The sequence below is a fragment of the Cohnella sp. GCM10012308 genome, assembly GCF_042649185.1.
Classification (GTDB): domain Bacteria; phylum Bacillota; class Bacilli; order Paenibacillales; family Paenibacillaceae; genus Cohnella.
In genome coordinates this window covers 26,812-40,243 of sequence record NZ_JBHRYU010000010.1, presented here as the reverse complement: position 1 = coordinate 40,243, position 13,432 = coordinate 26,812, and the positions used below count along the sequence as shown (strand labels likewise).

The following is a 13,432-nucleotide window of genomic DNA, read 5'->3' as shown; positions in this document are numbered from 1 at the left end:
TCGATATTAGTCCTGAAGTTCAGGCAAGCTGAGGAGGAAACCGCATGGCTGCTGTGGTGACGCTGTCCGTCGTCGTCCCGATGTACAACGAGGAAGAGGTCATTGAGACCACTTACGGGAAATTGACCGAGGTGCTGGAGGCGACCGGGGAGAGCTACGAGCTCGTGTTCGTTAATGACGGCAGCCGGGACAGGACGGCCGCCATCGTACGCGGGATCTGCGCCCGGGATGCCAGAGTGAAGCTGCTGGACTTCGCCCGTAACTTCGGCCACCAGATCGCCGTGACCGCGGGGATGGACCACGCTTCGGGGCGAGCCGTCGTACTGATCGACGCGGATCTGCAAGACCCTCCGGCATTGATCCCGCAGATGCTGGCGCTCTGGCGCGAAGGCTATGACGTCGTCTACGGCAAGCGGATCTCGAGGCAGGGCGAGACATGGTTCAAAAAAACGACCGCCAAGTGGTTCTATCGCACGCTGGCGGCGATGACCTCGGTCAATATTCCGGTCGATACCGGCGACTTCAGGCTTATGGACCGCAAGGTTTGCGACGCATTGAGCGGCATGCGCGAACGGAGCCGTTTCATCCGGGGGATGGTGGCCTGGGCGGGATATCGCCAGATCGGTCTCGAATATGCGCGCGAAGAGCGTTTTGCCGGCGAGACCAAGTATCCGCTGCGCAAGATGGTCCGGCTGTCGCTGGACGCGATTACCTCCTTTTCGACCAAACCGCTCAAGCTCGCCGGCATCCTCGGGTTTCTGCTGTCGGCTGCGGGCTTCATCTACCTGATCGTCGTCATTTGCCAACGCATCTTTACCGACACGACGACTGCGGGATGGACATCGCTTATCGTCATCAGCCTGTTTTTTCACGGAATCACGCTATCGCTGCTTGGCGTGCTGGGCGAGTATATCGGCCGCATCTACGAGGAGTCCAAGCGGCGCCCGTTGTATCTGGTGGCGGACAAGCTGAACTTCGAGGGTGCGGAGGACGTTTCTCGCGCGCCTCGGGAGCTCACGCCTTACGAGCTGCGCAGGTGATTGCGCCGAAACCTATAAAAACGGGACATCGCGAGCGCTATACGCGCCGTCATGTCCCGTTTTTTTGCTTACTTATAGCGCTCTCTGGATGGCGTCATCGCCGTCTTGCCCGGCCGCTTCGCGCAGCAGCTCGATCAAATGGCGTATCGCGGGATCGCGCCATTTTTTGCGGTGTATGACGATCTGGGTATAGAAGGTGATGTCCGGATGCGAAAAAGGAAGCCGGATCAGCCTGCCATCCTCGAGCTCCCGCACGACTGCGATGCGCGGCAGCAAACCGATGCCGAGGCCGTAGGACACGCACTGCTTGATCGCCTCGAGGCTGCCGAATTCATGGTGCACGTCGTATGAGACGCCGTGCTTGCCCAACAGCTTTTCGAAGGCATTGCGATAAGTGCACGTATGCTCGGTCGCGATATAAGATTGGCCGTTCAAGTCTGCGGCGCAGATCTGGACGGCCTGCTGCAGCCGGTGTCCCGGGCTCGCGACGAGCACCAGCTCCTCCTCGCGCAGCTTGATCGTCTCGATGTCCTCTTCCTGGATCGGCTGGTCGAGGACGATGCCCAGGTCGATCTCGCCGGCCTTGATCAACTGCAGAATCTGGGTCTCCGTGATCGGATGCACCTGAAGATTGATCTCGGGATAGACGCGGCGGTATTGATGGAAGACCGGGGGCAGGAAGTAGGAGAAGAGCGATTCGATCGTGCCGATATCCAGATGTCCCTTGGCGGGCCTGGAGATCAGATGCTTGGAGCTCTCGTACAACGCCAGGATCTGCTCGAACGTATCGCGCAGCTGTTCGCCGGCCGAGGTCAGGCGCATCGATCTGCCGAATCGTTCGAACAGGACGACGCCGTACTCCTGCTCCAGCTTCTGGATGTGCGTCGTAACGCTGGACTGCACGTAGCCCAGATTCTCGGCCGCCTTGGTGAAGCTGTGGCAGCGCGCTACCTCGATGAACGACCGGATATAAATAAAGTCCACATTTGCCACCACCTGTCTGAGGGCGGATCAGTGCCTGTGCAGCGAGCCGAGCAGCATCAGCGCCAGCCAATTAGCCGGAGGCTTCGGGCGGGGGCGCTTCGTCTCGTGAGGTTGACGTTCGAATGCCCATCGCCGCTCGTATTCTTTGACCGCGTTATCCCATATTCTATAAGCCGCGTGGTCCTGGATCAACAACTAAATCGCCCCCTCGGTCTTTTGTTGAGGAATATCTTATCATCCTCGCGGGACCGTGGGTTATCGAGCGATTTGCATGCCGATTATCGATAATATCGATGGAAACGCCATCATTGGGCGATACCGATACGCGCAGTGCCGCACCGGCTCGAGTCAGGCAAGTCAGGGGAGGGCAGGCAGGGCAGGGCAGGGTAGCGCAGGCAGGACAAGTCAGGGCAAGTCAGGGCAGGATAGCGCAGGCAGGCAGGGCAGGGCAAGGCAAGGCAAGGCAAGGCAAGGCAAGGCAAGGCAAGGCAAGGCAAGGCAAGTCTGCTCAGGAACGCAATGTATCCGTCCGGTAGCCCGTCGGCGTCGCGCCGAAAGCGCGTCTGAACTGCTTGGAAAAATACAAGGCGTCTTGAAACCCGACGGAGGAGGCGACCTGCTCGACCGTCAGCTCGGGCCGCTCCCGCAGAAGGCGTTTGCCGCGGTCGATCCGGATGCGCGTCAGAAAAGCGATCGGCGTCACGCCGGTATGCCGCTTGAACAAGCGGGACAGATAAGCCCGGTTGTAGCCGAGCGTCTCCGCCATCGACTCGATCGACACCGGCTCGGCGTACTGGGTGGCGAGATAGCCGATCACCTGGCGGACGAGCTCTTCGCCGTGCGTGTCTGCCATCGGCGGCTGCTCGGCACGCTCCGCTCCTGCCGTCATCAAGGAAGCGAGCAGGAGATGAAGCAGGCCCGCGGCTTCGAGCGATGCCGAAGCACTACGCGCGCGGAAGGAAGCGTAAATCTCTCGGCATCGCTCCGCGGGCGTCCGCGAGTCGCCGCTGTCGACGACGAGGCGTTCCGTGCCCAGGCCGGCCTCGGCCAGCAGTTGCTCCGCCCGGTCTCCGGCGAAGGCGACCCAGCGGTAGCGCCAAGGATCGTCCGAGTCCGATTCGTAGCTGAACAGGCGTTTGGGCCGAATCAGGAATGTGTGTCCGGGGCCGAGCGCGTGAGCGCGGCCTTCCGTCTCGAAAATGCCGTGTCCGGAAATCACATGGTGCAGCAGGTAATAGTCGACGACCTTCGGACCGACGCGATGCGTAGGCCGGGTCTGGCTCTCGCCGGCGAAAAGAGCGGCAAGTCCCTGCGGAAGCGTAGGCGCGGGATTGGAGGCCACGCGGTAGTCGGGCGCTTGGGTCATTGGGATCCGGTCTCCTTGTTGTGCATCTATTCGCGATTGTACCTCACAAAGTCACATTTCTCCATAGAGACCGCATTTCAAGCCATTTCCCGTTCGCGCCTTCCGGCGTTATACTGATAGTAAATCGCAGCCCTAATTCAGGAGGAATCCCATCATGCCTCATTATCCGACGCTTCGCGAACAATTCATCACCCGCCTCGGCGAGGGCGAGTCCGACATCCGCATTTTCGCTGCGCCGGGCCGCGTGAACCTGATCGGCGAGCATACCGATTACAACGGCGGTGCCGTCTTCCCGGCCGCGCTGACGTTCGGCACGACGCTGCTGATTCGGCCGCGCGAGGACCGTCAGCTGCATCTGGCGTCGACGAACTTCCCGCAGTCGCGGCTCGTCCCCGCGGACGATCTCGTCTTCTCCGAAGAGGACGATTGGACCAACTATCCCAAAGGCGTCGTCTGGGAGCTGGCACAGCGAGGCATCTCGCTGTCGCGGGGCTACGACATTCTCTTCCATGGCGAGATTCCGAACGGTGCGGGGCTGTCCTCGTCCGCTTCGATCGAGGTCGTTACCGCGTTCGCGCTGCTGACGCTCGAAGGCCGCAAGACGGATACGGTGGAAATCGCGCTGTGGTCGCAGCATGCGGAGAACGAGTTCGTCGGCGTAAAGTGCGGAATCATGGATCAATTCGCGGTCGCCAACGGGCGCAAGGATCATGCCATCCTGCTCGATTGCGACACCTTAAAATACGAGCTCGTTCCATTCGAGTCGGGCGACTACAAGCTCGTCATCGGCAACACGAACAAGCGCCGAGGACTCGTGGACTCCGCTTACAACGAGCGGCGGGCGCAGTGCGAGACTGCAGTCGCCGATCTGAAGGCGGCGTTCCATGAACTGACGCTGCTGGGGCAGCTTACGCTCGCCCAGTTCAATGAGCATGCGCATCTGATCGCCGACGAGACGGTCAGAAGACGCGCGCGGCACGTCGTAGAGGAGATCGACCGCGTCGGCCGCTCCGTGGAGGTGCTTCGCCAGGGCGATCTGGCCGCCTTCGGGCAGTTGATGAACGCGTCTCACGACTCCCTGCGAGACCTGTACGAGGTGACGGGCGCGGAGTTGGACGCCATGGTGGCAGCGGCGCGCGAGGTGCCGGGCGTGCTCGGCTCCCGCATGACGGGCGCAGGCTTTGGCGGCTGCACGATCTCGCTAGTGCACAAGGATCAGGCAGAGCGCTTCATCGCCGAGGTCGGCGAAAAGTATAAGGCGGCGACGGGATTGACGGCGGATTTTTACGTATGCGACATCGGCGACGGCGTGCACGAAATCAAGGAGGCGAACTGATATGGCGGTATTGGTGACGGGCGGAGCGGGCTATATCGGCTCCCATACGGTTGCGGCGCTGCTGGACAAGGGCGAAGAGGTCGTAGTACTGGACAATCTGTACCAAGGGCACAAGGAAGCGCTGCTCGGCGGCAAGCTGTACGAGGGCGACCTGCGCGACGAAGCTGTGCTGGACCGGATTTTTTCCGAGAACGAGATCGACGGCGTCATCCACTTCGCGGCCAACTCGCTGGTCGGCGAGAGCATGACGAATCCGGGCAAATACTACCATAATAACGTATACGGAACGCTCGTGCTGCTGGAGGCGATGAAGAAGGCGGGCGTCTCCCGCATCGTATTCTCCTCGACCGCGGCGACGTACGGCGAGCCGGAGAAGGTGCCGATCGACGAGTACGACCGCACCAAGCCGACCAACGCCTACGGCGAGACGAAGCTGGCCATGGAGAAGATGATCTCCTGGTTCGACGTCGCGCACGGCATCAAAAACGTCTCGCTCCGCTATTTCAACGCGGCGGGCGCCCATGAGAGCGGCAAGATCGGCGAGGACCATACGCCCGAGTCTCACCTGATCCCGCTCGTGCTCCAAGTCGCGCTCGGACAGCGCGAGTTCATCTCCGTGTTCGGCGACGATTATCCGACGGAGGACGGCACTTGCATCCGCGACTATATCCACGTCAGCGATCTGGCGGACGCGCACATCCGCGCCCTGGAACGGCTGCGCGGCGGCGGCGAGAGCGCGATCTACAACTTGGGCAACGGTACGGGCTTCTCCGTCAAGCAGGTGATCGACGTTTCCCGCGAGGTGACCGGCCATGCGATTCCCGCCAAAATCGTGCCTCGCCGCTCGGGAGATCCTGCGGTGCTGATCGCTTCGTCGGAGCGGGCCCGCGCGGAACTCGGATGGACGCCGAAGTTCGCCGATCTGCGCCCGATCGTCGAGAGCGCCTGGGCTTGGCATTCGGCGCATCCGAACGGGTACGGCAAATAAATGGCTGTCGGCGGCGCGTAGCGTGAGGCGATTGGACGTAAGGCGAGTGCATATATCGAGCGAGTGCAAATCGATTGACTGCATACCGGGCGAATGCATACCGGGCGAATGCATACCGATCGAGTGCATACCGGGCTAGTGCAACGTCTCGCGTAGCGCATGGCGCCAGGCAACAAGCGAAGCTATAGCAGACGAAGGGATGACGAGATATGAGCATCAAGGGCGAGACCGCGGACGGGAGCGGCATGACGGAGGCGAGCAGGGACGAGGTCGGTTCGTTAATTCGCAGATTGGTGCGCTTCGCGCTGAGGCGCGGCATGATCGGCGAGCTGGACGAGGACTATGCGCAAAACGCGCTGCTGGATTTGTTCGGGCTGGCGGGACCTGCGGGCGGACCGCTGCCGGAGGAAACGCTGGATAGCCCGATGCCCGTGCTGGAGCCGCTGCTGGACGCGGCCGCCGCGCTCGGCCTGATCCCGGACGACACGACGACGCAGCGGGACCTGTTCGACGCCCGGATTATGGGGCTGCTGATGCCCCGTCCTTCGGAGGCGTTGGCGGCGTTCGACCGGCTGTCGGCCGCGGACGGCGTGCGCGCGGCGACGGATTGGTTTTACCGGCTGAACATCGACTCCAACTACATCCGAATGGACCGGATCTCAAAAAACGGCTATTGGCTGCATCCGACGGACGACGGCGAGCTGGAGATCACGGTCAACTTGTCCAAGCCGGAAAAGGACCCGCGGGAGATCGCGCTGCTGCGCAGCCTGCCGCAGACCAAAGCCGAATACCCGAAGTGCCTGCTCTGCCGCGAAAACGTCGGCTATGCGGGCAGGCCCGATCATCCGGCAAGGCAAAACCTGCGGATTCTGCCGCTGGCGCTGCGGGGCGAACGATGGTTTTTCCAGTACTCGCCTTACGTGTACTACAACGAGCACAGCATCATCCTGCGCGGCGAGCACGTACCGATGCGGATCGTGCCCGAGACGTTCGAGCGGCTGCTGGACTTCGTGGACGCGTACCCGCACTACTTTGTCGGCTCGAACGCGGACCTGCCGATCGTGGGCGGCTCGATCCTGAACCACGATCACTTTCAGGGCGGCAGACACGTGTTCCCGATGGAAAAGGCGGGCGTGGCGGCGTGGGCGACGCACGGTGCGGAGCGCGCTGTACGCGGAGGCATCGTACAGTGGCCGATGTCCGCGCTGAGGCTGCGCAGCAAGGACAGGGCGGCGCTGCTGCGCACGGCCAACCGGGTGTTGGCCGACTGGCGCGCTTATAGCGATCCGTCCGCCGAAGTGTACGCGGCGAGCGGCGACGTGCCGCACAATACGATCACGCCGATCGCGAGACGCGCGGAGGGCGGCGAATACGAGCTCGACCTCGTACTGCGCAACAATCGTACGAGCGACGAGCACCCGGACGGCATCTTCCATCCGCACCGGGAACTGCATCATATCAAGAAGGAAAACATCGGCCTGATCGAAGTAATGGGCCTTGCTGTGCTGCCGGGACGTCTGGATGCGGAGCTGTCCCGGATCGCGATGCTGCTGACTGGCGAGACTGCCTACGATGCATCGGCAATCGGCGGCGGTCAAGGCGATGAGGCTTCGCATCCGCTCGCGAAGCATGCGGACTGGATCGCGGAGCTCGTCGCCGCGCACGGCACGGCGATGGCGCCGGACGCCGCGCGGGCCGCGCTGCAGGCGGCCGTGGGCGACAAGTTCCACGCCGTGCTGCGCGACGCGGGCGTGTTCAAGCAGGACGCCGCGGGCCGGGCGGCGTTCGGCCGGTTTCTGGCGTCGGCAGGCTTCGAGCCCGGCGGCGCGGAGTAGGCTGTATGCGGCTTCGAGCGTAGCAAAAACGCCTTTGTTGCCTGGCGGCGACAAAGGCGTTTTTTTGCTGTAAGGTGCTGGCTGTTCGGCCTGTACGGCACGCAATAATAGTCATCGACACTACGCTCAAAGCCTCGATAGTCTGCGAATAAGGATGTGCGGCATCGTTATTGCGCCCGGATCGTCCGTATGCTGGCGAATAAGGAAGTGCGGTTTCGTTATTGCGCCCACATAGCTCGATTGCTTGGGGGGGAGAGTCTGGCTCAACTCTACTGCATGCACACTATCCGTTTCCTACGAATAAGCGTTTGGAACATCTCTACTACGCCCGCTTTTTGTATCCGCCTGTTATCCGCCAGTCATCCGCAGCCCAAGACACGGCCCCATTTAACCCCGCAGCTTGCCGAGCTCCGACACGAGCGCTTCGACCTCGCTGATGCTGAACCGGTCCTTGGAGGCGACCATATCGTAAATATCCTTGAGATCCTCGTAGCGATCGGCATTGAAGTGCGACGCCTGCATCGCGGCCCCCGAAGCCATCCGCAGCTTCGTCTTGATCGCTTCGATCATATATTCTACGTTCTCTTGTGTCGGCTTGGTAAGATCCATTCCCGCAGCATCCTCTCTCGATATAAGCTCATCCCATTGTATCACAGCGGAGCCCGCTCCGCGCTGGCATAACCGGACGGCGCATGATACGCTGTAACCTGAAGAAGCCATCATCGAAAGGAGCAGGACGATGACCGCGAACCGCGTCCCAGGCGCATCGCCTCTATTTTTTGCAGCCTCCGGCGCGCAGGAGCTCGAGCGCTTTTTTCGAAGCGCGTTCGAACGCCATCCCGGCGAGCCGATCGTTTTTCTCTGCATCGGCACGGACCGCTCCACCGGGGACAGCCTCGGTCCGCTGGTCGGCACGATGCTAGAGGAGCGCGGCGTAAGCGGCGTGATTGGGACGCTGCGCGAGCCTTGCGACGCGGACAGGCTGGGATACGAAGCTTCCGCGCTGCCCGCGGATGCCGTCGTGATCGCGATCGACGCTTGTCTCGGACGACCGGAGAACGTCGGCAGGTTTCTGCTGGGACAAGGACCGCTTCAGCCGGCAAGGTCGGTTGGCGGGGCGCTACCGCCGGTCGGGGACTATAGCGTCGCGGCCGTCGTGGGCGAATTCGGTCCCAAACCTTATATTACGCTCCAGACGACCTCGCTGTACGCCGTGATGGAGATGGCGAAACGGATCGCCGATGCCGCAGCAGCCGCGCTTTACGGCGTTCGTCCCGAAGCATTCGGCGCGCGCGAAGCCGCAAGAGGCGCGGATGCATTTGAGTTCAATAACGATCGTTCGTTAAAATAAAATAAAAAAAACGGCGGAAGGATGTGCGCGATATGGCTCGCAACCGATTGACATTAACAAACGGGCTCGAAGTCTCGTATTTGGACGAGGGACGGGGCGTTCCTTTACTGCTGCTACACGGCTATTGCGGAAGCGCTGGTTATTGGGACGACGTGCTGCCCCTGCTGACGGCCCATGCGCGGGTCATTGCTCCAGATGCGAGGGGCCACGGAGAGACTGCGGCGACCGAAGGGACGTACTCGATGGAGCAGCTCGCGGGAGACGCGTTGCAACTGCTGGACGCTTTGAATATCGGGCAAGCGTTCGTGCTCGGTCATTCGATGGGCGGCTATACGGCGCTGGCGTTGGCCGAGCGCGCATCGGACCGGCTGCTGGGTCTGGGCTTGCTGCATTCCACGACATTTGCCGACGACGACAATGGCAAGGCGAACCGGGAAAAGGTGGCGGCGCGCATCTCCCGGGAAGGCATGCAGGGACATATTCGCGATCTCGTGCCGAAGCTGTTCTCGCCGGATAACCTGGCTCCGCTGCAAGCGCAGGTCGACCGGGCGCTGTCGATCGGCTGGGGCACATCCGCCGAAGGCGGCATCGGAGCGGCACTCGGCATGAAGGAGCGTCCCGACAGGCGCGGCGTACTCGAAGCGCTCGAGGCGCCGATTTTGCTGCTCGCGGGCGAGTCCGACAACGTGATAGGGCCGGACAAGCGGTTTCCGGTCGACGGCCCGGGCGTGACGCACCGCTTGCTCGAAGGCGCGGGGCATATGGGCATGATGGAGCAGCCGGCTGCCTTCGCGGAAGCGATCCTGGCATTCGTCGCCGCAGCGAAGCGAGGAGATGCCGATGTTTGATCGCGACTATTTCATGCGCATGATCAATCAGATGTCGGTCGCCTTCGGCGCGTTGATGGGACTCAAGCAGCAAGGCAAGCATGAAGAAGCGCTGCTGATGATCGACGAGTTCATGAGCAAAGAATTGCGCATGCGGGCAAGGCTGGCGCTCGGATTGTCGGATGCGGATCTGATCGCGATGTTCGGCGGCGGGGGACGCTCGGATGCCGAGGCGATCGGGGCGATCGGCGCCTTTTTGCAAGAAGAAGGCGACATTCTGGCGGACATGGGGCGCGAAGCGGAGAGCCTGCAGCGTCTGGAAAAAGCATTGCGCCTGATCGGTTACGTGCTGCGCACGCACGGCCCGGTCGAAGGTCTCGATTTGGAGCGGCGGATGGAGCAGCTGGTCGAAGGACCGGCGCGGCTGGACGGTTCTGCGCTGACGCTGCGCGCAGCCTGGGAATGGCAGGAGCACGACGGACGTTATGCGGATGCCGAAAACAGCCTGTACGAACTCTTCGACGCCGGCAATGCCGGAACGGAAGAAGGTTTGTCCTTCTATGATCGGCTGCAGACGCTGGATGACGAGGCGCTGGGGAGCGGCGGACTCTCGCGCGACGAGCTGCGCGAAGGCGTCCGTCAATGGAACAATCTGACGAAGGAGACGGCATCATGAGCGCGGAGACGATAACGGAGGAATTGAACGTCCTCGTCCGGGGAGCGATCCAAGAGGGCAAGCTGATCCAGGCGACCGTCAGCCAGCCCCGCAGCAAGACGGAGGAGACGCGAAAGATCGCCGTCCGCCCCGTCCTGCTGAAGGGCGAGCTGCATTATCAGTTCGAACGGTTCGCCGGCGCGAAGGCGCTTCATCAGAACCTGGCGCCCGGCGAAGCGGCGGACGAGCTGCTGCGCCTCGTCGAATGCGATTACCGGCAGGCGTTGCTGAAGACGCCTGAGAATGACATACAGATTCTCGTCAACAAAAAAGGCAAAGCCGCCGTTCTCCGCGGCGCGCCGACGGCCAAAACGGCGGGGGGCGGTGGCGTCCTTGCGTCGCCGCCTTCGCACAACCGGACCAAAACGTATGTGCTTCCCGAGGGAGAGCCGGTGCCTTTCTTGGAAGCGCTCGGCGTCATGACGCCAGAGGGACGGGTGATCAAGGCGAAATACGATAAGTATAGGCAGATTAACCGTTTTCTCGAGATGGTATCCGACGTCATCTCGCATTTGCCGGCAGACAGAGAGCTGACGATCGTCGACTTCGGCTGCGGCAAGTCTTATTTGACGTTCGCGCTGTATCATCTGCTTGCGATCAAGGAACGTCTGCCCGTGCGGATCATCGGACTCGATCTAAAAGCCGACGTCATCGAGGACTGCGCGAAGCTGGCCGACCGGCTGGGGTGGGACCGCTTGCGATTCGCGGTTGGCGATATCGCGGATTATGCCGACGCGGACCGTTTGGACATGGTCGTGACGCTGCATGCCTGCGATACGGCGACGGACGCCGCGCTGCTCAAGGCCGTAGGGTGGCAGGCTTCGGTCATCTTGTCGGTGCCTTGCTGTCAGCACGAGCTGATGCGCCAGATCGAACAGCCGGTGCTGAAGCCGCTGCTGCGGCACGGTATTTTAAAGGAACGATTTTCCGCACTCGTCACTGATACAGTGCGCGCTCAGCTGCTTGAGGTATCGGGCTATAAGGTTCAAATGCTGGAATTCATCGATTTGGAGCATACGCCCAAAAATTTGCTGATCCGTGCCGTTCGCAGCGATTCGCCGGTCTCCGCGCAAGCTTTGCAGGATTACGAAAAGTTCCGGGATTTCTTATCCATTTCGCCTTATATGGAAAATAATATGGAATTTAAGCAGGAAACGAAATAAATTAAAAATGTTATATTTACAAAGTTTGCCATTCATCTTGTCGGCAAATTCCCGGCTATGTTAGAATAAATCAATTGCCCCGGGTTAAAGGGTTAGTCCTTCCATGAAAAGGTGAGCCGATTGGAATTTCTACGGCCAGACTTTCTGTTATTCGTTTGTCTGTTTGTGCTGCTCGGCCTTTTCATTGCCTTGAATCCGATTTCCAGAACGCACAAGGCTTATCTGGCATTTCATTTTATTATGATGCTCTGGCCGCTCGGACAGGTCGGCGTGCGTTCTACGGACATCCCCTCCTACCAGCATTTCTACTTGACCGTATCCTTTGTCGCGCTTAGTTTGCTGGGGCCGGGCTGGCTCGCGTTCGTGCTGTTCCTCACGAGGCGCACGCATTATTTGCGAAGGCCGCCCCGTTTGCTCGCGTTTCTCATGCCAGCGTTTCTCTGCGCGGCGTCCGCGATCGTCAATCCGTTCGGCCAATTCCTGAGGCCGGAGGACGGGCAGTACGGAGACCGCGAATACGGTCCGCTTTTTTGGATCATGACTTTCGTTCAATTCGCGTATTTCTTTATCGCGCTTCTTCATATGTTCAACGCTCACCGGACGGTGCGCTCGCTCAACGAGCGCAAGCAGCTGGCGACATCCTTGCTCGGCATGTTCGTGCTGACGGTATTCGCGGTGCTCGATCTGCTGTTCAACGTCGTGCTGTCGCCTTGGCTAGGCGTGGTTCAAGGCCTTACCTCGGCCGGCATCGTTTTGTCGGACATCTGCTTCGTCATTGCCATCTACCGGTACGGCGTGTTCGATCTGGTCGATACTGCGAAGCACAAGATTTACGAGCAGGTAGAAACGGGAATCATCGTTATCGACGAAGGCTGCAAGGTATTGGACTTCAACCGCAGCGCCGTCGGCTTCGCGCAGCCCGTGAAGGGAGAGACCTTCGATCTGGAGCGCTTCTTGATGTCCGGGCAGCCTGCGAACGACGTGAGCGATTTTCTGTTCAGATACAGGCATCACCCCGAAGACAGAATTCGCACGGAGATTTTGTTGACGGACGGTCCCTACAGATCGGTCTCCCTGCAAATATCGCCGCTGCTGGATCAATTCAAGAGTTTGCAGGGACGGATCGTCGCCTTCTTCGACGTCACCGAACAGCGCAAGCTGATCGACGAGATGAACGAGAAGAACGAGGCGCTTCACGAGCGGAACCTGGAGCTGATCGCCATGCAGGACGAGCTGTACCGTGTCAACAAAAAGCTGGAACAGGCTGCGATTACGGACGGTTTGACCGGGTGCTACAACCGTACCTTTTTCCAGCATTACGTCGAGCACGAAGCCTTTCTATGCAAGCAGCGCAACGTTCCTTTTTCCATCCTGCTGTTCGATATCGACCACTTCAAGCAGATCAACGACCGGTACGGCCATCTCACCGGCGACGAGGTGCTCCGCGCGACGGCCGAAGCCGTACGCTCGACGCTCAGAAGTTTCGACCTGCTGGCGCGCTACGGCGGCGAAGAGTTTACCGTCTTTCTACCACAGACAAGTCAGGACGAAGCGCAAAAAGTGGCGGACCGCATCATGGCTTCCGTGCTTAACAACAAAGTGCGGGTTGCCGGCGAGACGATATGCGTCACGATCAGCATGGGGATCGTTACAGACGAGAACGATGAAGAGGCCGCTGCGGCTTCGGATAACTGCACGGGCTCCGCTGACATCGGAGGCGTTTTGCAAGCGTTATTTTCCAAGGCGGACGTGGCGCTCTACAAAGCCAAAAACGAAGGGCGCAACCGGGTCGTCGTCTCGTAATACCATGAGGCTGTGGGAAGGAGC

General features: G+C 60.7%; 13 protein-coding genes. 9 read left to right on the top strand and 4 right to left on the bottom strand.

Annotated elements, in window-relative coordinates; translation table 11 throughout:
* Nucleotides 1-44: 44 nt before the first annotated feature.
* Nucleotides 45-1,040 carry a glycosyltransferase family 2 protein gene (locus ACFOTD_RS13710; RefSeq protein ID WP_378119603.1) on the top strand — a complete coding sequence of 332 codons (996 nt, stop codon included), beginning with the start codon at nt 45-47 and terminating at the stop codon, nt 1,038-1,040.
* 72 nt (nt 1,041-1,112) lie between these two features.
* On the opposite strand, the gene ACFOTD_RS13705 is transcribed toward ACFOTD_RS13710, so the two are convergent.
* The 3 genes from ACFOTD_RS13705 to ACFOTD_RS13695 all read right to left on the bottom strand — a co-directional run bounded on the left by ACFOTD_RS13705 (nt 1,113) and on the right by ACFOTD_RS13695 (nt 3,390).
* A complete protein-coding gene (locus ACFOTD_RS13705) occupies nt 1,113-2,024 on the bottom strand; it encodes a LysR family transcriptional regulator (protein WP_378119601.1) in 912 nt (303 codons plus the stop codon).
* Nucleotides 2,025-2,051: 27 nt separating this feature from the next.
* Nucleotides 2,052-2,219 carry a hypothetical protein gene (locus ACFOTD_RS13700; protein WP_378119599.1) on the bottom strand — a complete coding sequence of 56 codons (168 nt, stop codon included), beginning with the start codon at nt 2,217-2,219 and terminating at the stop codon, nt 2,052-2,054.
* Nucleotides 2,220-2,532: 313 nt separating this feature from the next.
* The gene (locus ACFOTD_RS13695) at nt 2,533-3,390 is read right to left on the bottom strand and encodes an AraC family transcriptional regulator (RefSeq protein ID WP_378119597.1); all 858 of its coding nucleotides are present in this window, start codon (nt 3,388-3,390) and stop codon (nt 2,533-2,535) included.
* Between the two features lie 154 nt (nt 3,391-3,544).
* Here ACFOTD_RS13695 and ACFOTD_RS13690 point away from each other — a divergent pair, with 154 nt between their 5' ends.
* The 3 genes from ACFOTD_RS13690 (at nt 3,545) to ACFOTD_RS13680 (ending at nt 7,549) form a co-directional block, all read left to right on the top strand.
* Nucleotides 3,545-4,726 carry a galactokinase gene (locus ACFOTD_RS13690; RefSeq protein ID WP_378119595.1) on the top strand — a complete coding sequence of 394 codons (1,182 nt, stop codon included), beginning with the start codon at nt 3,545-3,547 and terminating at the stop codon, nt 4,724-4,726.
* Nucleotide 4,727: 1 nt separating this feature from the next.
* Nucleotides 4,728-5,714, top strand: a complete 987-nt coding sequence (gene galE / locus ACFOTD_RS13685) for a UDP-glucose 4-epimerase GalE (protein ID WP_378119593.1) — start codon at nt 4,728-4,730, stop codon at nt 5,712-5,714.
* A gap of 209 nt (nt 5,715-5,923) precedes the next feature.
* Nucleotides 5,924-7,549, top strand: coding sequence for a UDP-glucose--hexose-1-phosphate uridylyltransferase (locus ACFOTD_RS13680; protein ID WP_378119591.1), 1,626 nt, complete (start codon nt 5,924-5,926; stop codon nt 7,547-7,549).
* A 387-nt stretch (nt 7,550-7,936) separates the two neighbouring features.
* Here the strand turns inward: ACFOTD_RS13680 and ACFOTD_RS13675 are convergent, their stop codons facing one another.
* Nucleotides 7,937-8,158 (bottom strand): DUF1128 domain-containing protein, encoded by a 222-nt coding sequence (locus ACFOTD_RS13675; RefSeq protein ID WP_277565820.1) that lies wholly within the window; start codon nt 8,156-8,158, stop codon nt 7,937-7,939.
* A 130-nt stretch (nt 8,159-8,288) separates the two neighbouring features.
* On the opposite strand from ACFOTD_RS13675, the gene yyaC reads away from it, so the two are divergent.
* From yyaC to ACFOTD_RS13650, 5 genes are all read left to right on the top strand, one after another.
* On the top strand, nt 8,289-8,900 hold the full coding sequence (gene yyaC / locus ACFOTD_RS13670; RefSeq protein ID WP_378119589.1) for a spore protease YyaC: 612 nt from the start codon (nt 8,289-8,291) through the stop codon (nt 8,898-8,900).
* Between the two features lie 32 nt (nt 8,901-8,932).
* Complete coding sequence (locus ACFOTD_RS13665) at nt 8,933-9,748, top strand: alpha/beta fold hydrolase (RefSeq protein ID WP_378119587.1); 816 nt, start codon at nt 8,933-8,935, stop codon at nt 9,746-9,748.
* Nucleotides 9,741-10,403, top strand: coding sequence for a DUF6483 family protein (locus ACFOTD_RS13660; RefSeq protein ID WP_378119585.1), 663 nt, complete (start codon nt 9,741-9,743; stop codon nt 10,401-10,403). Before ACFOTD_RS13665 ends, ACFOTD_RS13660 begins: the two co-directional genes overlap by 8 nt.
* Nucleotides 10,370-11,605, top strand: coding sequence for a class I SAM-dependent methyltransferase (locus ACFOTD_RS13655; RefSeq protein WP_378119583.1), 1,236 nt, complete (start codon nt 10,370-10,372; stop codon nt 11,603-11,605). Before ACFOTD_RS13660 ends, ACFOTD_RS13655 begins: the two co-directional genes overlap by 34 nt.
* A gap of 120 nt (nt 11,606-11,725) precedes the next feature.
* Nucleotides 11,726-13,408, top strand: a complete 1,683-nt coding sequence (locus ACFOTD_RS13650) for a histidine kinase N-terminal 7TM domain-containing diguanylate cyclase (protein ID WP_378119581.1) — start codon at nt 11,726-11,728, stop codon at nt 13,406-13,408.
* Nucleotides 13,409-13,432 lie beyond the last annotated feature (24 nt).

Coding starts and splice junctions, on each gene's coding strand:
- ACFOTD_RS13695 (WP_378119597.1), bottom strand. CDS start 3,390: ATGACCCAAGCGCCCGACTACCGCGTGGCCTCCAATCCCGCGCCTACG.
- ACFOTD_RS13655 (WP_378119583.1), top strand. CDS start 10,370: ATGGAACAATCTGACGAAGGAGACGGCATCATGAGCGCGGAGACGATA.
- yyaC (WP_378119589.1), top strand. CDS start 8,289: ATGACCGCGAACCGCGTCCCAGGCGCATCGCCTCTATTTTTTGCAGCC.
- ACFOTD_RS13690 (WP_378119595.1), top strand. CDS start 3,545: ATGCCTCATTATCCGACGCTTCGCGAACAATTCATCACCCGCCTCGGC.
- ACFOTD_RS13710 (WP_378119603.1), top strand. CDS start 45: ATGGCTGCTGTGGTGACGCTGTCCGTCGTCGTCCCGATGTACAACGAG.
- ACFOTD_RS13675 (WP_277565820.1), bottom strand. CDS start 8,158: ATGGATCTTACCAAGCCGACACAAGAGAACGTAGAATATATGATCGAA.
- ACFOTD_RS13665 (WP_378119587.1), top strand. CDS start 8,933: ATGGCTCGCAACCGATTGACATTAACAAACGGGCTCGAAGTCTCGTAT.
- ACFOTD_RS13680 (WP_378119591.1), top strand. CDS start 5,924: ATGAGCATCAAGGGCGAGACCGCGGACGGGAGCGGCATGACGGAGGCG.
- ACFOTD_RS13660 (WP_378119585.1), top strand. CDS start 9,741: ATGTTTGATCGCGACTATTTCATGCGCATGATCAATCAGATGTCGGTC.
- galE (WP_378119593.1), top strand. CDS start 4,728: ATGGCGGTATTGGTGACGGGCGGAGCGGGCTATATCGGCTCCCATACG.